This window comes from Aequorivita sublithincola DSM 14238, assembly GCF_000265385.1.
GTDB lineage: Bacteria > Bacteroidota > Bacteroidia > Flavobacteriales > Flavobacteriaceae > Aequorivita > Aequorivita sublithincola.
In genome coordinates this window covers 2,691,166-2,715,645 of record NC_018013.1, presented here as the reverse complement: position 1 = coordinate 2,715,645, position 24,480 = coordinate 2,691,166, and the positions used below count along the sequence as shown (strand labels likewise).

At 36.8% G+C, this 24,480-nt stretch carries 22 protein-coding genes, 1 other RNA gene and 1 pseudogene; 8 read left to right on the top strand and 16 right to left on the bottom strand.

What is annotated here, in order from left to right; genetic code table 11:
- Positions 1-34 precede the first annotated feature (34 nt).
- The 3 genes and pseudogenes from kdsB to AEQSU_RS12470 all read right to left on the bottom strand — a co-directional run.
- A pseudogene (gene kdsB / locus AEQSU_RS16925) lies at positions 35-745 on the bottom strand (3-deoxy-manno-octulosonate cytidylyltransferase); the annotation flags it as partial.
- Positions 746-796: 51 nt separating this feature from the next.
- Entirely contained in the window at positions 797-1,375 is a 579-nt protein-coding gene (locus AEQSU_RS12475) for a DUF4126 domain-containing protein (protein ID WP_014783228.1), read from the bottom strand.
- A 45-nt stretch (positions 1,376-1,420) separates the two neighbouring features.
- Positions 1,421-2,842: an ATP-dependent DNA helicase gene (locus AEQSU_RS12470; RefSeq protein WP_014783227.1), complete on the bottom strand. Its 1,422-nt coding sequence runs from the start codon at positions 2,840-2,842 to the stop codon at positions 1,421-1,423.
- A 139-nt stretch (positions 2,843-2,981) separates the two neighbouring features.
- On the opposite strand from AEQSU_RS12470, the gene AEQSU_RS12465 reads away from it, so the two are divergent.
- From AEQSU_RS12465 to AEQSU_RS12455, 3 genes are read left to right on the top strand one after another with little or no spacing between them, the layout of a single operon-like run.
- Positions 2,982-3,641 carry a hypothetical protein gene (locus AEQSU_RS12465; RefSeq protein ID WP_014783226.1) on the top strand — a complete coding sequence of 220 codons (660 nt, stop codon included), beginning with the start codon at positions 2,982-2,984 and terminating at the stop codon, positions 3,639-3,641.
- A complete protein-coding gene (locus tag AEQSU_RS12460; RefSeq protein ID WP_014783225.1) occupies positions 3,589-4,443 on the top strand; it encodes a DUF3822 family protein in 855 nt (284 codons plus the stop codon). Before AEQSU_RS12465 ends, AEQSU_RS12460 begins: the two co-directional genes overlap by 53 nt.
- Positions 4,444-4,986: an RsmD family RNA methyltransferase gene (locus AEQSU_RS12455; RefSeq protein ID WP_014783224.1), complete on the top strand. Its 543-nt coding sequence runs from the start codon at positions 4,444-4,446 to the stop codon at positions 4,984-4,986. It begins immediately after the preceding gene.
- Positions 4,987-5,047: 61 nt separating this feature from the next.
- On the opposite strand, the gene rnpB is transcribed toward AEQSU_RS12455, so the two are convergent.
- Positions 5,048-5,382: RNase P RNA component class A (rnpB, locus tag AEQSU_RS16325), an RNA gene on the bottom strand.
- Positions 5,383-5,529: 147 nt separating this feature from the next.
- On the opposite strand from rnpB, the gene AEQSU_RS12450 reads away from it, so the two are divergent.
- The 4 genes from AEQSU_RS12450 to AEQSU_RS12435 all read left to right on the top strand — a co-directional run bounded on the left by AEQSU_RS12450 (position 5,530) and on the right by AEQSU_RS12435 (position 10,702).
- On the top strand, positions 5,530-7,329 hold the full coding sequence (locus AEQSU_RS12450; RefSeq protein ID WP_014783223.1) for a DNA polymerase III subunit gamma/tau: 1,800 nt from the start codon (positions 5,530-5,532) through the stop codon (positions 7,327-7,329).
- 173 nt (positions 7,330-7,502) lie between these two features.
- Complete coding sequence (locus AEQSU_RS12445) at positions 7,503-8,084, top strand: MiaE family protein (protein ID WP_014783222.1); 582 nt, start codon at positions 7,503-7,505, stop codon at positions 8,082-8,084.
- Between the two features lie 18 nt (positions 8,085-8,102).
- Complete coding sequence (locus AEQSU_RS12440) at positions 8,103-9,413, top strand: chloride channel protein (protein ID WP_014783221.1); 1,311 nt, start codon at positions 8,103-8,105, stop codon at positions 9,411-9,413.
- Positions 9,414-9,607: 194 nt separating this feature from the next.
- Positions 9,608-10,702 carry a T9SS type A sorting domain-containing protein gene (locus AEQSU_RS12435; protein WP_014783220.1) on the top strand — a complete coding sequence of 365 codons (1,095 nt, stop codon included), beginning with the start codon at positions 9,608-9,610 and terminating at the stop codon, positions 10,700-10,702.
- Between the two features lie 389 nt (positions 10,703-11,091).
- Here the strand turns inward: AEQSU_RS12435 and AEQSU_RS12430 are convergent, their stop codons facing one another.
- From AEQSU_RS12430 to udk, 7 genes are all read right to left on the bottom strand, one after another.
- Positions 11,092-11,754, bottom strand: a complete 663-nt coding sequence (locus AEQSU_RS12430; protein ID WP_042492477.1) for a hypothetical protein — start codon at positions 11,752-11,754, stop codon at positions 11,092-11,094.
- A 243-nt stretch (positions 11,755-11,997) separates the two neighbouring features.
- Entirely contained in the window at positions 11,998-14,007 is a 2,010-nt protein-coding gene (locus AEQSU_RS12425; protein ID WP_014783218.1) for an ATP-dependent nuclease, read from the bottom strand.
- Between the two features lie 27 nt (positions 14,008-14,034).
- A complete protein-coding gene (scpA, locus tag AEQSU_RS12420) occupies positions 14,035-16,215 on the bottom strand; it encodes a methylmalonyl-CoA mutase (RefSeq protein ID WP_014783217.1) in 2,181 nt (726 codons plus the stop codon).
- Positions 16,197-16,394: a hypothetical protein gene (locus AEQSU_RS12415; RefSeq protein WP_014783216.1), complete on the bottom strand. Its 198-nt coding sequence runs from the start codon at positions 16,392-16,394 to the stop codon at positions 16,197-16,199. The genes scpA and AEQSU_RS12415 overlap by 19 nt, the downstream gene beginning before the upstream one ends.
- Positions 16,391-17,773, bottom strand: coding sequence for a methylmalonyl-CoA mutase subunit beta (locus tag AEQSU_RS12410; RefSeq protein WP_014783215.1), 1,383 nt, complete (start codon positions 17,771-17,773; stop codon positions 16,391-16,393). The genes AEQSU_RS12415 and AEQSU_RS12410 overlap by 4 nt, the downstream gene beginning before the upstream one ends.
- Positions 17,770-18,102 carry an FtsB family cell division protein gene (locus AEQSU_RS12405; protein WP_014783214.1) on the bottom strand — a complete coding sequence of 111 codons (333 nt, stop codon included), beginning with the start codon at positions 18,100-18,102 and terminating at the stop codon, positions 17,770-17,772. Before AEQSU_RS12405 ends, AEQSU_RS12410 begins: the two co-directional genes overlap by 4 nt.
- The gene (gene udk, locus AEQSU_RS12400) at positions 18,099-18,719 is read right to left on the bottom strand and encodes a uridine kinase (RefSeq protein WP_014783213.1); all 621 of its coding nucleotides are present in this window, start codon (positions 18,717-18,719) and stop codon (positions 18,099-18,101) included. Before udk ends, AEQSU_RS12405 begins: the two co-directional genes overlap by 4 nt.
- Positions 18,720-18,879: 160 nt before the next feature.
- Between udk and AEQSU_RS12395 the strand changes: the two genes are divergently transcribed.
- The gene (locus tag AEQSU_RS12395) at positions 18,880-19,509 is read left to right on the top strand and encodes a WbqC family protein (RefSeq protein ID WP_014783212.1); all 630 of its coding nucleotides are present in this window, start codon (positions 18,880-18,882) and stop codon (positions 19,507-19,509) included.
- Between the two features lie 112 nt (positions 19,510-19,621).
- Here AEQSU_RS12395 and AEQSU_RS12390 read toward each other — a convergent pair whose 3' ends face one another.
- From AEQSU_RS12390 to AEQSU_RS12370, 5 genes are read right to left on the bottom strand one after another with little or no spacing between them, the layout of a single operon-like run.
- A complete protein-coding gene (locus tag AEQSU_RS12390; protein ID WP_014783211.1) occupies positions 19,622-20,638 on the bottom strand; it encodes an endonuclease/exonuclease/phosphatase family protein in 1,017 nt (338 codons plus the stop codon).
- 3 nt (positions 20,639-20,641) lie between these two features.
- Positions 20,642-21,517: a rhomboid family intramembrane serine protease gene (locus AEQSU_RS12385; protein WP_014783210.1), complete on the bottom strand. Its 876-nt coding sequence runs from the start codon at positions 21,515-21,517 to the stop codon at positions 20,642-20,644.
- Positions 21,518-21,519: 2 nt separating this feature from the next.
- A complete protein-coding gene (locus AEQSU_RS12380) occupies positions 21,520-22,260 on the bottom strand; it encodes a rhomboid family intramembrane serine protease (RefSeq protein ID WP_014783209.1) in 741 nt (246 codons plus the stop codon).
- 56 nt (positions 22,261-22,316) lie between these two features.
- The gene (gene mutL, locus AEQSU_RS12375) at positions 22,317-24,161 is read right to left on the bottom strand and encodes a DNA mismatch repair endonuclease MutL (RefSeq protein ID WP_014783208.1); all 1,845 of its coding nucleotides are present in this window, start codon (positions 24,159-24,161) and stop codon (positions 22,317-22,319) included.
- A gap of 6 nt (positions 24,162-24,167) precedes the next feature.
- Complete coding sequence (locus AEQSU_RS12370; protein ID WP_014783207.1) at positions 24,168-24,452, bottom strand: hypothetical protein; 285 nt, start codon at positions 24,450-24,452, stop codon at positions 24,168-24,170.
- Positions 24,453-24,480 lie beyond the last annotated feature (28 nt).

Below are 24,480 nucleotides of genomic sequence, written 5' to 3'. Positions count from 1 at the left end.
TAAACTTATTATTTACAGTCTCGGGCTTATTTTGTTTCAATATTTTATTGGCTCTTGCAAGATCTTCTGGCGTATCTATTTCTACACCTGGCGTATTTGAAATCGCCATTTTTATGTTTTTTCCGTATTCAAGATAACGGATACATTCTATTTTTTCCACCGCTTCCAAAGAACGCATCGGCAAACGGTAAAAATCCATAATTGCCTGTTTTCTAAAAGCGTAAATTCCTTTGTGTTTATAGTATTGCATTGCCACGTTTTTATCGCGCGGATACGGAATTGGCGAACGTGAAAAGTAAAGTGCAAAATTATCTTTGTTAACAATTACCTTAACGCAGTTGGGATCGCTTATCTCTTTCCAATCGTGGATTTCGGTCATTAGCGAAGCCAAATCAATTTTATCAGCATCTGGTTCGTTGAAAACGGAAAGCACTTTTTCCAAACCTTCACGGCTTGTAAAAGGTTCATCGCCTTGAACGTTTACAACAATATCCACGTCCATATTTTCAACGGCTTCGGCTATACGGTCGCTGCCGCAGTCGTGTTCTTTAATGCTCATAATGGCTTTGCCGCCATTCATTTCAATTTCCTGAAAAATCACGTCGCTGTCAGTAACTACATACACTTCATCAAAGAGGTTTGTAGCTTTTGCGGCTTCGTAGGTTCTCACAATTACGGGCTTTCCGCCCAAATCCTGCATTAATTTTCCGGGGAAACGAGACGCGCCATAACGCGCTGGAATCATTGCTATTATTTTCAAGACAAAGTTTTTAAAATGATTTCAAAAATAAGAAAGTTAAGTTCTTGGCAATCGTTTTTTCCGAAGCTTTTTATAAAACCTAAAAATTATAAAGAAAAGGAAAAGAACCAATACAAAAGCGATGATGGGAATAAAAATGGCAGCCACAGCCATAACAATTGAGGTACCCGTTTCCACCGTGGTTAAAACAGGATTTGCCAATCCTCCTGTTGTGGTGCTGGACGTAAGCCTTGCTGCGGAAGTATTTCCTTTAATCGCCGCCGCAGTCCCGCCGCCTGCAATTATGGCCAAAGTCCAAGTAACAGCTGGGCTTAAATCTGTGACTGTCGCAACCATTACTGCGGTTCCAGCCAAGGTTGCTAATGGTAAAGCGATTGTATCTAGCAAATTATCAAACCACGGAATGTAATATCCAAAAATCTCTACTAATGTGGCGACACCCATTGTAATAACTGCGGTAAGGCTTCCAACCCATTGCCAGCTTTCGTTTAAGGGAATTACGTCATAAAAACCCGCCAAACTCAAAATTAATAATGGTAAAAACACACGAAAGCCAACGGCTGTCGCAAGGCCGATGCCGAGGAAGATGCTGATTATTATATCGAAAGTTTCCAATTTGAGTTTGTGAAAATTTATAAATAAAATTTGAATTTTGAAAGACTAATCTACAAAAAATTCATCCTTAAAACCTATTAAATATAATTTTTCCTGAGCACGGGTAACTGCTGTGTATAGCCAACGCAGGTATTCTTTATCAATTCCGTTAGGAAGATATGGTTGTTCAACGAAAACAGTGTTCCACTGTCCGCCTTGACTTTTATGGCAAGTTATGGCGTAACTGAACTTTACCTGAAGCGAGTTAAAATATTTATTGTTCTTAACGGCAAGAAATTTCTTGTACTTCGATTTTTCCGAAGCGTAATCCTTCATCACTTCTTGATAGAGTTTATTGGATTCATCGTAAGTGAGCGAAGGACTTTCAGAAGTTAAAGTATCTAATAGAAGCACCGTTTCCAATGGTTTCATATTTGGGTAATCAACCATTCTGATTTTCACTTCAGCAAAACGGAAACCGTATAATTCTTTAAACGCGAAGATTTCCAAAACCTCTACAATATCGCCATTGGCAATAAAACCAGCCTCGCTAGTATTATCTACCCAAAAATAATTATTCTTCACCACCATTAAATAATCGCCACTGGAAAGTTCAGATTCCTGAAAAAGAATACGCTCACGAATGCTTTGATTATATAAGTTCGCTCTTTTGTTGGATCGTACAATAATTACGGTGTCTTCATTTCCTAACTGGGAATAGTTATCGCTAATGGCATCCATAATTTCCTGTCCATCTACGGGACGAATGATATCTGGGAAGTTATCTCCAGAAAATTTGAAGGTTTCATATAATTCATTATCCAAAACCTCCCTAATTCTTGTTGCATTTTCTAGAATTCCGCTGTCTTTTTGCTGACGAACCACTTCATCTAACTCAAGAAGAATCACTTCACGATTGTATTGGTTTTCCAAAACTCTGGCATCTAGCGCGGGACTTATAGCTAAATGAACTGGCGGCAACTGTGCAGAATCACCAATTAACAGAAGTTTGCAATTATTTCCGCTGTAAACGTATTGCATCAAATCGTCCAGCAACGAACCGTTATCAAAAAGTTTTGAATCTTGGTTGATATCTGGAATCATCGAAGCTTCATCTACAATAAAAATGGTGTCGCGATGTTTATTTTCTTGTAATTTGAAAGAAACGGAGCCTTTTTCGCTCTTCGGAAAATATATTTTTTTGTGAATTGTGAAAGCCTGCTTGTTTGAATAATTGCTAATTACCTTCGCCGCCCGCCCTGTTGGGGCTAAGAGCACGGAACGCTTTTTCACTTTTGCTAAATTCTTAACCAAAGAACCCACAATCGTGGTTTTTCCAGTTCCGGCATATCCTTTCAGTAAAAAGGTTTCATTTTTGTTCGTGCTTAGTATAAATTTCGCCAACAATTGGAGTGCAATATCCTGCTTCGGAGTTGTATTATGGGGGAAATCATTCTTTAAAAAACTGTAAAATTCTGATACATTCATCATTCACTACTATCAATCTATTATCAATGAGGGTTTAAAGATAGGTATGATTTTTTCGGAATATACTTTTGTGAACAAAAAAAAATTGTAGATTTGCGATAGACCTTTTGGTAAAATCAACACTTAAATAATATCTATAATGAAATTAGTAATTCAGATTGTTCTTTGGATTGTCATCGTATTCTTAGGTTGGAAATTATGGAACTCAGTAATGGGGCCCGTAGAGTTCAACAAAGTTAAAGAAGCTCGATACGTTAAAGTAATTAGTAATTTAAAAGACATTCAAGCTGCAGAACTTGCTCACAAAGAGATTAACGGAAGTTTTACAGGTGACTGGGATAGTTTAATTAACTTTATTGAAACAGCAAAATTTGCAATTACTCAAAGACGTGACACAAGCTATGCTGACGTCGCTAAAAACAAGGCTTTTGGAATTAACGAAGGTTATTTTCTTGAAGAATCATTAATTGATACTTTGGGCTTTACTCCTGTAAAAGATTCACTTTACAAAGGTACAGACAGATACAAAACAATGATGAATGTACCAGTAGATGGCGTTAATGCTAAATTTGACCTTAAAGCTGGAAAGATTGTGAAAAATGACGCAACCTACTCTGTTTTTGAAGCGAAAGTTTCTAAAAAGGTAATTTTGTCAGATCTTGATAAAGATCTTTTAGCGCAAGAATTGCAAGTACAATCTGTAGATGGCGTTAATGGTCCAGACATTAAAGTAGGTTCATTGGAAGATGTTAACACTACTGGAAACTGGCCAAAAATTTACGATTCTGCAAGAAATTAATAACATACCAAATACATTACAAAACAGACTGTCCGTTCAAGTTTCTTTGAACGGGCTTTCTTTTTTGGTAACAAATCCTAAGACTCAGGAAGTTATTTTTTTTATTGAAAAAATTCTGGACCACAGCACCACACCTGAGGAATTGTTGATGGATATTGAATCCATAATGTTCAAGAATAATATTCTAAACGGAAATTTTTCAGAAGTATCGGTTGTTTATTCAACTCCCGTTTATAGTCTTGTTCCTGCAACGGTTTTTGATGAAACTAAGGCCAGCGAATACCTAAAATTCAATTCAAAAATATTGGCCAATGATTATATGGCACACGATGTTTTGGAAAATCAAGACATTGTTGTGGTTTATGTTCCTTTTATGAACATAAACAATTTTTTCTTTGAAAAATATGGTTCCTTCAATTATTACCATTCCACAACCATATTACTGAAAACCATTTTAGAAAGTGAAAAATATTCACTTCCGAAAATGTATTTACACTTTCAGAAAAATACTTTTGATTGTATTGTCTTAAAAAATGGCGAATTGCAACTTTGCAACACCTATACCTACAAAACCCCAGAAGATTTCATCTATTACACTCTTTTCTGTATGGAACAGCTAAACCTGAATCCTGAAAATCTTCCGGTTATTCTTTGTGGCGAAATTGAAAAAGACGATGATAATTACAAAATTGCCTACACTTACATTCGGAATATTGAGTTTGCAGCAACAAATGCTTCCAATATAAAGATAGATTCCGAAGAAAAAAGTCATCTTCACTACATTATTCAAAACACACTGTAAATGCGTATCATTTCAGGAACTTACAAAGGAAGAAGGTTAACAGCACCCAAGAATTTACCCGTTCGTCCAACTACCGATTTTGCCAAAGAAGCACTTTTCAACATTCTTAGAGTGCGTTATTATTTTGAAGAACTTACGGTTTTGGACCTCTTTAGCGGTACGGGAAACATTAGTTTTGAATTTGCCTCGCGTGGCGTTCAAAATATTACTTCAGTAGATCAGCATCACGGTTGTATACAATATATAAACAAGGTTTCTGAAGAATTTGAATTCCCCATCAAAACCATAAAATTTGATGTTTCAAAATACTTAGAAAAATGTTCCGGAACATTTGATGTAATCTTCGCCGACCCTCCTTATGATTTTGATGTTTCACAACTAGAAGGCATAGTAAAAACTGTTTTTGAAAAGAATCTATTAGAAGCCGAAGAAGGTTTGTTGATTATTGAACATTCAAAACAGAACAATCTTTCAGCAGTAGAAAATTTCAAAGAAGCCAGAAAATATGGTGGAAATGTTTTTAGTTTTTTCAGTTCAAAATAAAAAACCACGGATTCACGAATATTTCTGTAAAATGATTCGTGAATTCGCGGCAATAAAAAAATAAAAAAGCAGGCCTATAAGCCGGGTTCTGTATCCATCCAAAGACGAATCCTTATCATTTATCTAGGCGTTCCGTTACCGAAACGCTCAATCTGCCTACCCTCCTGCATCGGGCGGGAACCCTCAAGCACAGGTTTACGTGGCATTTCACCGCATAGAGTTTACCTGGTTTCACTACAGCATTACCTGTACATACTTTCTGCTGCACTTGTCCTGAAATTCCTGCCTTCGCAGGAATAACGACGGCCGTTAGCCGCTATGCTTCCCTATGGTGTCCGGACTTTCCTCCTAAATCCTCGCGAAAGCGGGGATCTCGACGATAAGGCGGCCTGCTGCGCAAAAGTACTCCAATGTTAATAAATATGGGAAAATACGAACAGCTATTTTTTTAAAACCCATTGTACATCTTTATATTTGCTTCCCGGTCAATATTGAATGTTTCAGCAACTAATTTCTGAACACTGAAAACTGACCACTAAAAAAATGGAACCCTTCATCGTATCTGCCCGAAAGTATCGTCCCGCCGTTTTTAAAGACGTTGTAGGGCAACAGGCTATTACCAATACTTTGGAAAACGCCATTGAAAACAACCATCTTGCACAAGCGTTGCTTTTTACAGGACCACGTGGTGTTGGTAAAACGACCTGCGCACGGATTCTTGCCAAGAAAATAAATCAAGACGGCACTGAAAAGGAAGACGAAGATTTCGCTTTCAATATTTTTGAACTAGATGCAGCTTCAAACAATTCCGTAGATGATATTCGGAATTTGATAGACCAAGTTCGGATTCCGCCGCAAGTAGGAAATTACAAAGTATATATTATTGACGAGGTTCATATGTTATCCTCCGCAGCTTTCAACGCTTTTTTGAAGACTTTGGAAGAGCCGCCAAAACACGCCATTTTCATCTTGGCAACTACCGAAAAACACAAAATAATTCCAACTATACTTTCACGCTGCCAGATTTTTGATTTTAGAAGAATTGGCGTTCGTGATATTAAGGAACATTTGGCCGAAGTTGCCAAAGCCGAAGGAATAGAAGCTGAAGATGACGCATTACACATAATCGCCCAAAAAGCAGATGGTGCCTTGCGTGATGCGCTTTCTATTTTTGATAGAGTAGTTAGTTTCGCTGGAAAAAATCTTACTCGAGAAGCCGTTACCGAAAACTTAAACGTGCTGGATTATACGTGGTATTTCCAAATTACGGATTTGATTTTGGAAAATAACATTCCGCAGGTTTTGGTTACATTCAACGATATACTTTCAAAAGGTTTTGATGGACATCATTTTATTATGGGGCTTGCCTCCCACTTCCGCGATCTGTTGGTTTCCAAAAACCAAGAAACAATTGAACTTTTAGAAGTTGGCGAACAGGTAAAAACAATGTATTTTGAGCAATCGCAAAAAACCAGTACAAAGTTTTTGATTGACGGAATTGAGATTGCAAACACTTGCGATCTTAAATACAAAAACAGTCAAAACCAACGGCTTTTAGTTGAACTTTGCTTACTGCAGCTTGCTTCCCTAACTTTTCAGGGCGAAAAAAAAAATTCCAATAGCAACCAACGTTTCGTAATTCCTCCCTCCTATTTTAAGAGTGAAAAGAATTCTTCAGAAAAGATAACTTCTGCTGGAAGTATTAAACCTCAATCTTTAAATAAAGTTGAAGCTGAAGTTGAAGTAGAAAAAGTAAGCGAAACTTCCGAAGAACTTGGCATTGAAAACACACAACCAAAAACAGACAGCGGAGAAACGAAAACCGAAAACCGAGAAGCTACCAAGGTAATTGAGCGTCCTCAAATTCTAGCGGAACGCAACGCAAAAAAGGTTTCTGCCCTTTCGCTTAAAAGCATTCAAAAAAAGCAGGAGATAAAACAAGAAATGGTTGCAAACCAACCTGATACTGAAAACCTTCCTGTTACAGATTTTTCAGAAGAAGAAATGCAGGCCGCTTGGACGGAATATACCAATACTGTTGAAAGCGACGGAAAATACAACCTGCTTTCACATTTAACAATGGGCGTTCCAAAGTTGGACGGTTCCATCATTCATCTTGAATTTCCAAATCATACTATAAAAACTGAAGTGGAACGCGCCAAGTATGAATTGCTCGGTTTTCTACGTGAAAAACTTCAGAATTACAACATAGATTTAGACATAACCGTAAACGAAACCGCTGAAAAAAAGTACGCTTATACAACTCGAGAAAAATTTGAAAAAATGAAAGAAATGAATCCGTTGATTGAAAAACTTCGGAAAGAGTTTGATTTGGATATATAACTTTTAAAAATTCCAAATATCAATCACCAAATTCCAAATAAAAAACAAATTTCAAAAATCAAAATCAGCAATCGTTAATCGTTAATCGTTAATCGTTAATCAAAAAATCCTCAATTATAAATCGTTCCCGAAGAACCTGAAACCTTTTAAACCACAAACCACAAACTATTTTTATGTTAGGCTTAAAACTTCCCACAGACCCACGATGGGTGAATATTGTTGAAAAAAATATAGAAGACATTCTTACGGATCACGCTTGGTGCGAACAGAAAGCTGCTTCAACAGCGGTTTCTTTGATTGTGAGTTTTCCGGAATACACAGATTTAATTCAGGAAATGATTGCTTTGGTAAAAGAAGAAATAAGCCATTTTAAAATGGTACACGACAGAATCCTCGAAAATGGCTGGGTTTTGGGCCGCGATAGAAAAGACGAATATGTGATGCAAGTGATACAATTCTTTCCAAAAGGCGGAAGTAGAACCACACAGCTTGTTCACAGGTTGCTTTATGCAGCATTAATTGAAGCCAGAAGTTGCGAACGTTTTCGACTTTTAAGCGAGCAACTGGAAGACAAAGAACTTGCCGAATTCTATAGAAAATTGATGGTAAGTGAAGCAAACCATTACACGATGTTTTTAGGTTTTGCCCGCCAATACGGTGATAGAGAAGAAGTGGATAAAAAGTGGAACGAACTTCTTACCTTTGAAGCCGAAGTAATGAAAAGCCTCAGTAAACATCAATCCATTCACGGATAATTTTTTTAAGTCTTCAAAATGAAACTGAAAAGAAGAAGAAAACTCGTTAAATATACTGACATTCTGGATCGTCCCATTCGGTTCAATCCCTTTGTTTTTAGCAGAATGTTTATTCTTTGGGCCGCGGTTGGACTTATTGGGGGACTCATTTCAGGTAGCTATTGGGTTGTGTTGATGTATCTAACAGATTTTTTGGCAGTATATCAAGGTTGGCTCGTTATTCCTGTAATGGCCATTTGTGGGCTCTTAGCAGGCTTGATAATCTATTTTATTGGCGATCCAGGCGAAATGCAACTGATTGTGAACAACATTCGTTTCAACAAAGGAAAACTGGATCCTAAAAACAATCCTTCCATGATACTTTCCTCTTTGCTTTGCGTTGCTTCTGGCGGAAGTTTAGGGCCAGAATCTCCCTTAGTGCAAGTAACTGGATCAACTGGAACTTGGATGGGCAAGATTTTCCGTTTAAAAGGAGAAGAATTGCGGTCTTTAAGTATTGCAGGAATGGCTTCCGGTTTTACAGCGCTGTTTGGCGCTCCGCTTGGCGGAAGTCTTTTTTCTTTGGAAATTCTCCATCACAAACACGCCGTGGAATATTATCAAGCCATTATTCCCGCATTGGTAGCAAGTGGTTTCAGTTATGTTGTTTTCGCAGTTATCGTACATTTAGGTCTAGGACCAGCTTGGGATCTTCCTGCTTACGAAATGGCAACTGTTTTTGACTTTGGCTGGGCAGTGTTTTTCGCAGTTATTGCAACCGTTGTTGGTTGGGGCTTTATTTTCTGTACTAAATTCTTCAAAAATCTATTCGGAAAGTTAAAAGCACCTATTTTTGTCCACACGCTAATTGGAGGTTTGCTCTTGGGAACTATTGCTTTTTATATTCCACTAACACGCTATTTCAGTCATTTTGAGATCAATAATCTAATTACTGACGATCTTACCATGGAATTCTTAGCGGCAGTACTTATTTTTAAAATTATTGCCATCGCTATAACCGTGACATCCGGCTGGCGTGGCGGATTTATCATTCCGTTATTTTTCTGCGGAACTGCGCTTGGTTTGTTAATTCACAGTATTTTTCCATCTATCAGCTTATCATTAACTATAGTAAGTTGTATGGCAGCAATTAACTCTTGCGTAACGCGAACGCCTATGAGTACTACCATTCTTCTAGCAACGCTTACTGGTTTTACATACTTTATTCCTATACTTTTCGCGAGTTTAACTGGTTATTTTCTTGCACCGCGTATTCCGTTTATTGGAGCACAGATGGATGATAAAGAACTTAAGAAAGCCAAAAAGAATCGTTGGAAAAATTTAGATTAAAGAATTTATTTCAAGAGAATTTTCTGTTAGTCATATTTACTTTAAGCTGAATGAAATTGCGCTTTCATATTTAAAACCTCTTTAATTTTTTATTCTATCAATTTTTTTGGAAGCGATTTAGGATTTTAATGTTTTGTTAAGAATTTTAAAAAGTTTACTTTTCCATACTTCAAATGGAAGTTTAAAATATTTATATGAAAAAATTATACGCAATAGCACTTTTCTTTTTACTGACTTCAATAGCACCAAACACGCTATTCGCGCAATGCGACGATGTAACGGTTGCAAGCTTAACAAATCCAGGGCCTTATGACGTTGCCACGCTTACCGAAGCTGATGGCTTAAGAAATGGTCCAAATTACAAGGATGCTACCGTATATTATCCAACCAATGCTTCTCCTCCTTTTATGAGTATCGCCATTGTTCCGGGCTTTACAGCGGCGCCTTCAAGTGTTGAAGAATGGGGTCCGTTTTACGCATCCCACGGCATTGTAACCATAATTATTGGAACTAATTCTCCTTTTGAATTTCCAGAAGAAAGAGCCGTAGCGCTCATAGATGCTTTGGAAACAATGCGTCAAGAAAACAATAGAAGCTCTTCTCCTCTAGAAAACATGCTGGATGTAGATAAATTTGCAGTAAGTGGTTGGTCTATGGGCGGCGGTGGTGCGCAACGCGCGGCAGTTCTAGACAACACAATTAAAGGTGTGGTTGCTTTGTGCCCGTGGTTACCCAATCCTTCGTTAAATCACGACAGCCCTGTATTAATTTTTAGTGGTGAATTTGATCCTACAGCACCGCCTGCGCAACACGCAGACCTTCATTATGCCGCTACTCCAAATACAACAGACAAATTACTTTTTGAAGTTAAAAACGGAAACCATTCCGTAGCCAATACGCCAAACGGCGGTAATGGTGCCGTTGGAAAAATTGCACTGTCGTGGCTAAAATTATTTGTAGATGAAAATAACTGCTATTGCCCGCTATTAACTGATGAACTCTTGGTAAACCCTCCAGCAGCTTCTAAAGTTCTATCTAGTTTTGAATGTGAGTTAATTGGTATTGCTGAAAATGACTTTAAAGTAAGCGTATTTCCGAACCCAACACAAAACTTTATAACTGTGAATATTCAGAATGCTACACCATTTAAAGTATATTCTTCATTAGGGCAATTATTAAAATTTGGTGAAATTACGCCAAATGAAAAGCAGATTGATTTTTCAAATTTTGCGAAAGGGGTTTATTATGTAAGATTGGAGAATGAGACTTTGAAGATTGTAAAGGATTAATGTGAGTTTGTGAGTTTGTAAATTTGTTAGTATTATAGTTACAAACTCTTGTAAATATACATTAGCAAAGCTTTTATAGCTTAATTTTTATAACGAAGTTCTTCGAATTCGCTAGATTTTCTTTAACAGGAAGAAGACTTTTGCTTTTCTGCATTAACTCAAAAAAACGCCATACTCTTTCAGATTTTGAGAGTTTTTAAGAAGGCTTCTTCTTGCTGACGGTTGCTTTCTTCGTTGGTTTGGAATTTAATCTCCATTTTGCTTGCTTTAATTATTGCTATTAAAGATAACGAAATATTTTAGGAAGATTTAATTAGTCGTGGATTCTGAGATGTGAATGATTGTTGCGTAGTCACGAGCGGTACGCTCGCGTTAGCGGCGGTTTCTTCTTAATCTTCCTCAAAATATTTTAACTCCGCCTCAAACTCCATTAAACCGAAGTCTTCTCTGGCAATCAAATAATTTGACGTAATGATTTCTACCTCATTTTCAGATAATTTCCTAAAATGCCAAATAACCTTTCCAGCGTCCTCAAATGGTAAATTGCCGTTTAATTGATCACCATAAAGTCTTTTCACTAAATTGCTTTCCCTTAATCCATTAGACAACCCTTTGATAAGGATCTCCTTTGTCATTTCATCTTCCTCACCGATTCCATGAATTTCTGCGGTAATAATGGTTGCTTCTGTATCTGGAAATGAACCGTTATATGCTTTTCGCAAAAATTGATTTATATTAAATATATCAAAATGTAGCGCCGGGTCTGGATATTCTTCCGCTAACTTATCCAATAACATTTCATTGGCCAAGTTTCGAATCTGACCCTCGTTTAATTTATCACTCATTTTATAGGTCAAAATAACCGCTGCAGCTTCTGCCGGATTATAATCTAAAATAGCCAAAAATAGATAGTCCAGAAGTTCATTTTCTGCAATAGCTTCCACATCAGGATAGCCAAATTCTTTAAGAAGGTTTTTATAATCAGCATTTTTCCAATAAAAATCCAGCTCGCTGACCTTTTTTAAATCGGTAATCTTAATATGTATTTTCATAAGTTTTATAATTTTAATAAATGAAAGCCTAAGTTTTACAAATGAGCTGTAACGAATCTCGGCAAAAATACTCCAATTATAAATCGAAATTGGTTTTCTAAAAATAATCCTTTCCATTGAAGTCTCAAATTTTCCAGAGAAGCCAATGATGAAAAAAAGATAGTGTCTTTGAAATTATGGGTTTAAACTTTAAAAGGGTTTTGGAGGAATAGACACGTGCAGATGTTTGTGGTATTGGGGAGACTATAATTTATTGGAAATAATAAACTCATAGATACTTTCGGTGAGTTTAACAATTTCTTGATTCTTTTGAAATACTTCCCATTTAAAATTTTTCTCAAGAATCAATTCGCTCAACTCACGTTTGTTAATTAGGGTTCCAAAACCTTTAACTTTCTTTTCATAAGCAGATTCATTTAAAATGTTTTTACCATCTAATTTTCCAAGTCTTTGATTAAGGTCATTTAAAAATTCTCCTATATACTGTTTTTGGTAATTAGAAGGATTAATATCATTTATGGCAATTTCAATTTTATCATTAATTTTTTCTTCATATTTCTTTACAAGCTCTTTTTTACAAATTGAAATAAGGGTTTTTTTCCAAATATCTTTAGTCATAAGATTTTCTATTTCTCTAACATTCCAAATTACGTAAGGGAAAAAATTCTCCCTTTTCATCTCTTCCAATTCATTTAACCGAATCCCTTTTTTTGATGATTTTTTCGCGTTGTCAGAATCTGCTAACAAAAAAATTCGATTGTTCAATGCTAAAGCATTTATGTCTGAAATTACTTGGGAGGAGTCGCTTGAAGAAAATTCCTCAAATAAATAATGATCAATATTTGAACCTGCGTATTCGAAAAAAGCATAATCTATATCCTCTTTTAATACGTGAATTTTTTTCCCTAAGGATGCTATATATGATTTGAGAAATGCTTTGATGTAATTTCTATCTGAAATACCTTCGACCCAAATACCACAATTTGCTAAAAAAACAGATGAGTTATTTACTCCTAAATTTTTTAAAATTGAATTATCACCATCGTTTACATTACGAATAGAGAATGTATTATCATTATCTTCAAGAGAATTTGAAGAGAATGAATAAATTGAGGTATGTTCCTTAGTAAGAGTTAAATCAAGAAAATGATTCGAATGAGTTGAAATGAAATATACTAGATTTTTATTTTTTAGAAATTGGTTTGAACTTATTTGATCAAGAAATAATCTTTGCATTCCAGGATGCAAATTAAGTTCTGGCTCATCAATAAAAATAAACGCGTCATTCTCAGCCATAAAAATTTTATACATAAGTATAATTATGGCTTGAATCCCATCTCCAAGTTCATATAATTTTCTAGTTTCTTTTTCTCCTTCTATATGAACACTGATAATTTCCGAATGATTAATTCCTGAAAGACTTTCATCTTTATTAAATTCAGCAACTATGTCAATTTGTTTATTACCAAAAAAATTTTCACTTATAAACTTTTCGAATTTTTCAAAAGATTGCCTAATAGAACGTTTTGAATTTCTTGAATTTAAAATCTCTTTATATAAATGTAAACCGGTAAATATATTTACTTCACTACTATCAAAGTTGTAATATTTATTTATTGTTTCTAAATAGATATCCTTTTCAATTTTTGAAAAAGAATCACCATCTTTTTCAAAAAGGGAATGTGCACTTCTTAAGGTTGGAATATAATAGCATATAGGGTTTCCAAAACTTTTTATTGTAGTCTCATTAATATCGGAATAATTATCAAAATAAGGCTCTTTAACACCATAAATATTAAATATATCATATCTTCTTCTATTCTCAATAATTTCCGAATTTAGATTTAGATATTCTGAGGTAAGTTCAGATAATTTGTTCGAAGCTAACAAAGTCAGTCTCTCTTTTTCTGGATCTTTCCCACCGGAATAATAACGCTGGGGTCTATTTTGAAAATTTTTCAAGGGGATAGAAATATGGTTTTCGTTAAATGAATTTACCATAGAATTGTACTCAGTTATTGATTCGCCGACCTTTTTTAAACTTTTGACTCCAACAAGATTTTTGCATTGCATTAGATATCGCATAAAACGACTTTTTCCACTATTATTGGAACCAATTATAATATTGATGATATTAGTATTAGGAATATATGAAAGCGGTAAATCTTCCCCTTCTAAAAAATATGCTCCAATAATATTATTTATTTCGGCTCTATTATCATTATTAAGAAGTATATCAAAGCTATTTCCCATAGTATATCAGTATATTAATTTGATGCTTCACTCCACCCCCGCAATCAAAACCTCCAACATCTCAATAGCAGCATCGCTAATGCGGGTACCCGGGCCATAAACGGCAACTGCACCAGCATCAAAAAGATATTGATAATCTTGGTGTGGAATTACGCCACCTACAATAACCATAATATCTTCGCGGCCGTACTTTTTTAGGGCTTCTATTACTTGTGGAACGAGAGTTTTGTGGCCTGCGGCTAAAGAAGAAACGCCGAGAATGTGCACGTCATTTTCTACGGCTTGTTTGGCGGCTTCTGCTGGCGTTTGGAACAATGGGCCAATATCTACGTCAAAACCTACATCGGCATAGCCTGTGGCTACTACTTTTGCACCACGATCGTGACCGTCTTGCCCCATTTTGGCAATCATAATACGCGGACGACGGCCTTCCAGTTCTGCGAACTTGTCTGCCATCTGTCTTGCTTTTTCAAAACTTTCGTCTTTCTTAATTTCTTTACTATACACGCCGCTAAAAGATCTAATTTGTGCTTTATACCTGCCGAATTCCTTTTCCATCGCGGTAGAGATTTCGCCAAGTGTTGCCCTGTGGCGGGCAGCTTCTACGGCTAAAGCTAGTAAATTTCCTTGACCTGTCTTTGCGCATTTGGTAATATCTGCAAGGGCTTTTTCTACCTTTTTAGTGTCGCGCGTTGCTTTTATGTGATTAAGCCTTTCAATCTGCGAGGTGCGGACTTTTTGGTTGTCCACATCCAAAATTTGCAAAGGGTCTTCTTTTGCGAGGCGGTATTTATTTACGCCCACGATTATATCCTGTCCGCTATCAATACGCGCTTGCTTTCTTGCGGAAGCTTCCTCGATGCGCAGTTTTGGAATTCCAGCCTCAATGGCTTTGGTCATTCCGCCTAGTTCTTCTACTTCTTCAATTAGTTCCCAAGCTTTGTTGGCTATTTCGTTGGTAAGACTTTCCACATAATAACTTCCCGCCCACGGATCTACCGTTTTGGTGATTTGGGTTTCCGTTTGAAGAAAAATCTGAGTGTTTCTTGCTATTCGCGCGGAGAAATCTGTGGGCAGCGCTATGGCTTCATCCAAGGCATTTGTGTGTAAAGATTGCGTTCCCCCGAAAACTGCGGCGGTAGCTTCGATTACGGTTCGCGCTACGTTATTAAATGGGTCTTGTTCAGTAAGGCTCCAACCGCTGGTTTGACAATGCGTACGTAGCGAAAGTGATTTTTCGTTTTTTGGGTTAAACTGTTTTACAATCTTAGCCCAAAGCATTCTGGCAGCTCGCAACTTCGCGATTTCCATAAAGTGATTCATCCCAATTCCCCAAAAGAAGGAGAGTCGCGGGGCAAAAGTATCTATATCCATTCCAGCTTTTATACCGCTACGGATGTATTCCAAACCATCGGCAAGAGTGTACGCAAGTTCAATATCTGCAGTGGCTCCCGCTTCCTGCATATGGTAGCCAGAGATAGAAATACTGTTGAACTTAGGCATGTTTTTAGAAGCGAATTCAAAAATATCGCTGATTATTTTCATTGAAGGTGTTGGCGGATAGATGTAAGTATTCCGCACCATAAATTCCTTTAGAATATCGTTTTGGATAGTTCCTTCCAAATCTTTTGGGGAAACGCCTTGCTCTTCCGCAGCAACAATATAGAACGCCATAATGGGAAGCACGGCGCCGTTCATCGTCATCGAGACACTCATTTTATCGAGCGGAATCTGGTCGAAAAGAATTTTCATATCCTCAACGCTATCAATCGCTACACCTGCTTTACCAACATCGCCCTCTACTCTTTCGTGGTCGCTGTCGTAACCTCTGTGTGTAGCAAGATCGAAAGCTACCGAAAGTCCTTTCTGGCCTGCGGCGAGGTTTCTTCTATAAAAATCATTGCTATCTTCCGCAGTAGAAAAACCTGCGTATTGCCGAATAGTCCACGGACGCCGAACATACATCGTAGAATACGGCCCACGAAGATTTGGCGCAATTCCAGCAACGAAGTTTAGATGTTTTAAATTTTCTAAATCCTTTGCAGAATATTCCCTTTTTATTGAAATTTCTTCAGCAGTCAAGAAAGTTTCAGGTTTCAGATTTCTAGTTTCAGGTCGCCCTTCAACAAGGTTAGGGTCACCTTCCGTCTTCCGTCTCCCGTCTTCCGTCTTTTTCAATTCAACGTGTTCTAAACTTCTCCTATCCATATTTTTTCAATGCTTTCCCAACCCATAAATATTCCAAAACAAATTAGCAATATTGATACAAACACAATAAGGATGCGGAAATATTTGTGAGTTGATAATGTTTTGTAACGAGTGAGCAGCGCTAAGCCGAGGACGACAAAGATGATCCCTACAACGGTTCCTAATACTTGATTGTTCATGATTCTTGATTTAAGCGTTCTTGTTCAGTGATTTCAGCTATTCTTTTTTCAATAATCGGGGCAATTAGGGTTTTGGTTGGGTTGTGTTTTACGAATGGAAAAAGTTCTAAATCGTCTTTCATTCGATCATTTTTATTGGGGTGATAATTTGTTCCCAACAATTTCAGTGCGCCGCTGTCAAAAAGTTGCTGTTCCTTTTCAGCGCTTTCTTTAATTTTCTTTTGAATTAATCCTTCCTTTAATTGATGAAGAAATCCGCCACCTTTTTCAATTTCTTTGAAAAGTTGAAGTGCTTTTTCTGCTAATTCATCTGTCAAGCTCTCAATATAATAAGTTCCGTCTGCGGGATTGCTTGCAGTGTCGAAATAACTTTCGTGTTTTAAAATCAGTAATTGATTTCGGGAAATACGTTCCCCAAACTCATTGCTTTTGTGGTAAAGCGCGTCATACGGCAAGTTGCAAACGGTGTCCGCTCCGCCTAAAACGGCACTCATACATTCTGTGGTGCTTCGCAATAGGTTTACGTTGTAATCATAAAGCGTTTTGTTGCGTTTTGAAGGCGTTGCAATTATATGGCAAGTTTCTGTTGTTCCGTATTCGCTTGCTAAGGTTGCGTATAATTTTCTTAGGGCACGGATTTTTGCTATTTCGAAGAAGTAGTTTGGACCTGTTGCTAGATTGAAAGTTATTACTTCAGCAGGCCTTCGACTGCGCTCAGGCTGACATACGTGGTTTAAATATTCATTTACATGTGCCAAAGCATACGCCAATTGTTGGACAGAATTCGCGCCAGCATTTTGGTATAAACCCGTATCGACAGAAAGAAGGTTTTCAGATTCATGTTTCTGAAAAATAGTATCCAGAATTTCGTGATCCTTTTTTAGATTATGAAACCAATTTCCAGTGCGAGCGAGGTTTCCTATTAAATCTATGTTGTAATGAACTGTTGCATTTTTATCTGAAAAGAATTTAATGAGTTTGCTGTAAAATGCTTCGGAAAGAAATGTGAAGTTGAAGTAAATTGAAACTGTTTCAAACTGAAAATCTTTAAAAACTGTTCTCGGTTCAAAATCTTCCGCAGCAGAAAAAATGATTGATTCGGCGCCTCGATTTATAGCGTCAATAGCAATGTTATTAGCAATTTTTTCATCGTCAATAAATATTTCTTGCGCTATTTTCCAAGATTGTGGCTGACCGGGAATTGGGCTGAAATCTTCCGGAAAATCATCTTCGTGATAGAATGGTTTTACATTTACGCCTTCTGGACTTTTCCAAACTAAAGTTTCATTATAATCAGCTCCTTTTAGGTCGTATTGTATCTTTTGCTTCCACTGTTTTGCGGAAACTTCATCAAAATCTTCAAATAGAAATTTACTCATCGCTTTTCTTCTTTTTTGATGCTGTCTTCGTTTTCAATAATATAAATGTCTTCGTTTTCCTTTTTCAGATAATATCTTTCCCGAGCAAATTTTTCCATCTCGCTACTATCCTCCATTTTTTTGATAAAGTTTTTATCGTGGTCTATTTCCATTTGATAAAATTCTGCATTGTCTTCCAAAGCATTGATATCATTGTCCAATTCGTGATGTATCAAATAGGAATTGGCATCAAAAAAAAACATCCAAACAACGAACAAGACAACAATAAGCACATATTTATTGCTTATAAACCGAACCCATTTATTCTTTTTTATTTCTGAGTATTTCACGATTCTGTATAGCTTATTTTTTGGTGAATTATACTTCTTATCACGTCCACGGCAACGGTATTGTACCTATTCGTAGGAATGATTATGTCTGCAAATTCCTTGGTTGGTTCTATAAATTGTTGGTGCATCGGTTTCAAAGTGGTTTGGTAGCGATTTAGAACCTCTTCTAAATCACGACCGCGAGTGGCGATATCGCGCTTCAGTCTTCGTATTAAGCGTTCGTCACTGTCTGCGTGAACAAATATTTTTATATCGAACATTTCCCGAATATCGGGATGTGCCAAAATTAAAATCCCTTCTACAATAATAACCTTTTTAGGGAAGGTTGTAATTGTTTCGCCTGTTCTATTATGCTCCACGAAGGAATAGACTGGTTGTTCAAAGGAATTTCCAGCGCGAAGTTCTTTTAAATGACTTACCAATAAATCAAAATCAATCGCTTTGGGATGGTCAAAATTAATTTTAGTGCGATCTTCAAAAGATAAATCGCTGGTATCGTGATAGTAAGAATCCTGTGAAATAACGCAAACTTCATCTTCAGGAAGTTCCGCAACTATTTGGGCCACTACTGTAGTTTTTCCGCTCCCGGTGCCACCGGCGATGCCAATTATGAGCATAATTTTTTTGGTTTACACAAAGGTAGGGAAAAGGTTTCAAGTTTCTTGTTTCTGGTTCCAAGTTACAGGTTTTGAAAATTCTTCAATTTAATCCTTGTTTCTGTATTCTTTGTACTTTTCTCTAATTTCTTTTCTATTTTTGAAGTTAGTAATTTTTCAAATGAAAACAATCCTTCTTCATCCCTCCTATTTTCCGTCCATTGAACAGATGGCAGCTGTGGCACAGGCTGATAAAGTGGTTTTTGAGGTTGAAGATAATTATCAAAAGCAAACCTATCGCAATCGTACTTTTATTGCGCATAGCAACGGAAAATTACTTTTGAACATTCCCATAAAACACAATAAAAAGGGGATTCGTAAAAAAACAAAAAACGTGATGGTTGAAAACGATTTTCCGTGGCAAGAACATCATTGGAAAAGCCTTCAAAGCGCCTATCGCACTTCACCTTTTTTTGAATATTACGAAGACGATTTGGAACATTTTTTCAAAGAACCCATTGGGAATTTAATTGAATTCAACTTAAAAATATTTGAAGCTTTATGTGAAATGATTGGGATTGAAATCGAATTTTCAAAAACCCTTTCTTATGAAACGAATCCTGAAATAACAGATCTACGGTTTTTGATTAATGCGAAAAGAACGTCAGACTTCAAAGCGGAGATCTATACCCAAGTTCACGAAGCAAACCATCCGTTTTTACCGAATCTTTCCGTTTTGGACTTGTTATTTAATGAAGGCCCTAATGCATTGAGTTATTTAGAGGCTTCGGTACTTTTTGAAAACGAATGAAAATTTTCAGAAACCAAAATCGTTTCCGTTTTCAAAAAACTCAGTCAATTTTAACTTCATAATTCAGCAATCGTTTCCCGACAGCTATCGGGACATCAATCGTTAATTAAAACTACCATCCCATAGTAGCTCGCACAGCATAATGGTCTGAAAATGTTTTCGTCATGGTCTCAAAAGAGATAATATCTAATCCTTTTGAAGCGAAAATATAATCTATCCGCATCGGGAAACCTTCAAACTTAAAAGTGGTTCCCAAACCATTGCCACGTTCGCGGAAAGAGTCTTTCATATCATCTTTGAGTTTTCTGTAACTGTATGAAAACGGCGTATTATTGAAATCGCCGCAAACAATAACGCGATGGTTGGTCTTCTTTTTGTGTTCCAAAATGACTTCCACTTGCTCTTGTTGCTTTTTTAGGGCATTGCTCATTCTTCTTCTAAGCTTATAATTGTCAGTATTTTGTAAATAGCTGAACTGCGGAAGGACGCCGATTGAATTCAAATGAATGCTGTAAATACGAATGGTATCGTTACCCTTCAAAATATCTGCATAGAGTGTGTTATTATAGGTGTCTGCAAAATTGAATCCGCCTGTATTAATTAACGGATATTTCGAAAAAATGGCGTGACCAAGCTTTGCTTTTTTAGATTTGAAGTTTATATATTGATACGGATAATTAGAGAAATCCACTTTATTGGGTTTGTAATATTCTTGAACACAGAAAACATCGGGGTCTTCCTTGGTTAGAATTTCTGAAATTAATTGAGCCGCATCGGTTTCTGGATTCTTTTCATACGCATTAAAAAGACGAACGTTATATGAAAGCACATCTAACGTGTTTTCATATTTCGTAATATCGCCATCAGAAGAAACTTCATAAAAAACGTTGAAGTAAAAATAGGATATAAAAAGAACCGTAAACGAGATAAAAAACCTACGTCTCAATTGTACCGCCCAATAAATAGCAAATCCAAGATTAGCGACAATTAGCAATGAAACCACTAAACTGAGCAACGAAAGTGTGGGGAAAGTTTTTGGCGGTAAATAGGGCAAAATAAACGAAATCAACAATAAAACCGCCACAAGGAGGTTGCCCCAATAAATAAATTTGTTGATTGATTTCCGCATTAGTTAGTCTTCTTTTCCTGCCTTGAACAAAAAGTCTTTTTCCTCTTTCGTCAAACTTTCGTAACCGCTTTTACCTATTTTGTCTAAAATAACATCCACCTTTTTCTGATGGTCAGATTTTAGGTCTTTCGGTTTAGAACGTTGTTGCGGGGAATGTGTTGTGCGATGTACTTTTTTGAAAGGCTTTTTGTTACGTGGCTTAAAAAGATTGGCAATCCAATCCATAAAGTTTTCAAACCATTTACCAATGTCGTTTCCTTTGGCAAGTTGCACAGCATAAATATAACCGAAAAAACCACCACCAACGTGCGCCATCAATCCACCTGCATTTCCTGAAGTTGGAATACGAATTAAATCCAGAAGAAAAAGGAACACAGCAATATGCCAAAGTTTTATAGTGAAAGTGAAAATGCGAACTTCTGTATTTGGTGTATAAGTCGCAATAAAAATCATTATAGCCGTAACTGCTCCCGAAGCACCTATCAAATAACCCTTACTTTCCGCAAAAACTGGAAAAAGATTATATGCTAATACAAAAAGCAATCCTCCAAAGAGCGCTCCAAGCAAATAAACTGTTAGCAATCGTTTTCCGTTAAAAAGGTTCAAAACGAACTGCCCGAACCAATATAACCAAAGCATATTGAACAAAATGTGGAAGAAGTCATAATGCAGAAAACCATAAGTAATTAACGTCCACGGACGAAAAAGAAGTGTGTCAAAATCGTCGCTTAAAACAAACCAACGCGAGAAATTAAACGGCGTTATACTTAAAAAGAAAGCACCCAATCTAACCACCAAAAACGCGGCTGCATTAAGTATAATGAGCTTGACCAAAACGCTGGCCGTTTTATATTTATATGAAAGACTTGTAGCTGCCATAGTTAGTTCCAGCGATGGTTGTCAAAACTATTTTTCTTCCAATACCAAGCCATAATGAAGCCGAAAAGCGCGCCGCCAAGGTGTGCAAAATGCGCTATTCCAGTTGGTGCTCCAGTAATTCCAAGAACTAAATCCAACAATATTATTGCAGGAATAAAATACTTCGCTTTTATTGGAATTGGCAGAAAAATTAGCATCAATTCTACATTTGGAAACATAATTCCAAAAGCCACCAACACTCCATAAATAGCTCCAGAAGCTCCTAATGCCGGTACATTCCAAGCAGAAAATGACCGTTCTAAAAGTCCGGGATCAATTCCTGGGATTTCTCTGTATGAACCAGGAGACAAGGTGTTATTAAACATATTCCAAACCTCAGTAGCAGAACCGCCTAATGCTTCAATTGCATCAAAACCGGCATGAAAGAAATAATAGTTTACCAAACTATAAATCAAAGCCGAACCCAATCCTGCGGAAAAGTAAAAGAAAAGAAACTTTTTCTGCCCCCAACGCATTTCCAACGGTGAGCCAAAAGCCCAAAGTGCATACATATTAAAAAGTATATGGAAAAAATTGGCGTGCATAAACATAGACGTCAATGGCTGCCAGAACTGAAAATTCGGATTTTCAAAATAGTATAATGCAAAAAGACGGTCCGCCATTCCGCCAGTAAATTGTGTGCCTATAAAAAAGAGCACATTCAGAATTAATAGAAACTTTACGGTATCGGTTATTTTTCCCATTGCAATTTCCCACGAAGGCGGGAATCTAATTTTTCAGCCTAAATAAAGGCTTTGTTTTACATAAATTTTTTATCCAAATCAATCGAGTCCATCGTCGTGAAGACCAGTTTATTGTTTGGACTCACGCTTGGTTCTTTACACGCAAAAAGTTGGTTTATCAAATGTTCGCGTTCTTCTTTATTCAAAGATACTCCCGTCCTTATTGCCATTCCAGCCGCCATTGATTTTGCAAGCATATCATTCTGACTAAAACCGCTATCAGGCACTTCTTCTTTTATGTCGTGAACCAATTGGCTGAGCAAATTTACAACATGACTTTCTAGTATCAGCACAGGAATACCGCTAATCTCAATAGTTTCGTCTTTCAATTCTGAAAAGACAAAGCCCGTGTTTTCCAACTGTTCGCGAATTTTTTCAATGATTTCAACATCTGGTTTTGAAAAATGAAGTCGCAGCGGAAACAATAATTGCTGGCTCACAGCTTCTTTCACAGTAATATTTTTCAACAATTCTTCGTAAAGAATACGTTGGTGCGCCAAGTTTTGATGAATTATCATCATTCCGTTTTTCAACGGACTTATAATGTATTTATTTTGAAGTTGAAATGTTACTTGACCAGTTTCGACGTCATTACTTTCAAAAAGACTTCCCGTTACTTCTTCGCTCTCAAATTCAATATCGCCAATGTTGGAAACTACAGTGTTTTCATCCTTCAAACCTACATATAAAGATTCCCAAGAAGTAGTATTTTCTCTTTTGAAGGGAAAATTAATATTGCCCTGTTTCGACTTTTCTTTAAAAGGATTAAAATCACTATCTACTTCTATTGAAGGCGAAGTGGGTTGTTTTTTACTGTATTCATAAGGCGTATCAAAACCTTTGTCTCTTTCAAAATCAAGTACTGGCGCTATATTGAATTGTCCCAAACTATGCTTTACCGTTGCGCGAAGCATTGCATAAATGGAATGCTCGTCGTCAAACTTTATTTCAGTTTTGGTTGGGTGAATGTTGATGTCTATGGAATGTGTATCTACTTCCAAAAACAAAAAATACCCTGGATGAATATCGCTTTTCACCAAGCCTTCAAAGGCCGAAGCCACGGCGTGATGCAAATACGGACTTTTTATAAAACGGTCATTAACGAAAAAGAACTGCTCTCCTCTGCTCTTTTTTCCAAATTCCGGTTTTAGGACGAAGCCTTCTATTTTCAGAATTTCAGTTTCTTCACTTACGGGAACCAGTTTTTCATTGGTTTTACTTCCGAATATATTTACAATCCGTTGCCGGGAATTTGAAGATGGAAGGTTAAAAACATCACTCCCATTGTGAAGCATTTGAAAAGCTACACTCGGATGCGCCAACGCCACACGATGAAATTCGTCAATAATATGGCGGGTTTCCACGGGGTTGCTTTTTAAAAAATTTCTTCTCGCGGGAATATTGTAAAAAAGATTTTTTACTGAAATTGTCGTTCCCTTCGGAACAACAGCAGGATCTTGAGAGATTACTTTACTGCCTTCAATCGTTAAATGCGTTCCAATTTCAGAATTTTCTGTTTTGGTTTTCAGCTCAACGTGTGCAATTGCTGCGATGGAAGCCAAAGCCTCGCCACGAAAGCCTTTTGTGTGAAGATTAAAAAGATCTTCAGCCGATTTTATTTTTGAAGTTGCGTGCCGCTCAAAACTAAGTCGCGCATCTGTAACGCTCATCCCAGAACCATTATCAGTAACTTGAACGAGGGTTTTTCCAGCATCTTTAATTACAAGTGTAATTGAAGTTGCTTTTGCGTCAATCGCGTTTTCCAACAATTCCTTTACCACCGAAGCAGGCCGTTGAACGACCTCCCCTGCCGCAATTTGATTTGCAACGTGATCCGGTAATAACTGAATGATGTCTGCCATTAAAATTTATGCGTAGAAAATAGATAAATCGAATTCAATAATAAACAAGAAAAGTAGAACAAGTACTGCAATTATAACAATCAGTCTTCGGTTCGCGTTTTTATCTGAAGATTCCCTTAAATCTGTCCAAGCGGTTTTAAATTTTCCTTTCAAACCTTTGTTGTCGCCAACAGAGGTGCGGAATTGGTCAAATTTATGTCCCATTGCAAACGGGCTACTTTCACCATCAGATTCAAAATGACGTGGTTGATAACCGTACTTTTTGTTTTTTCTTTTGCCTATTAGCCCCATAATTGTCGTTCTTCAAAGTTACTGAAAA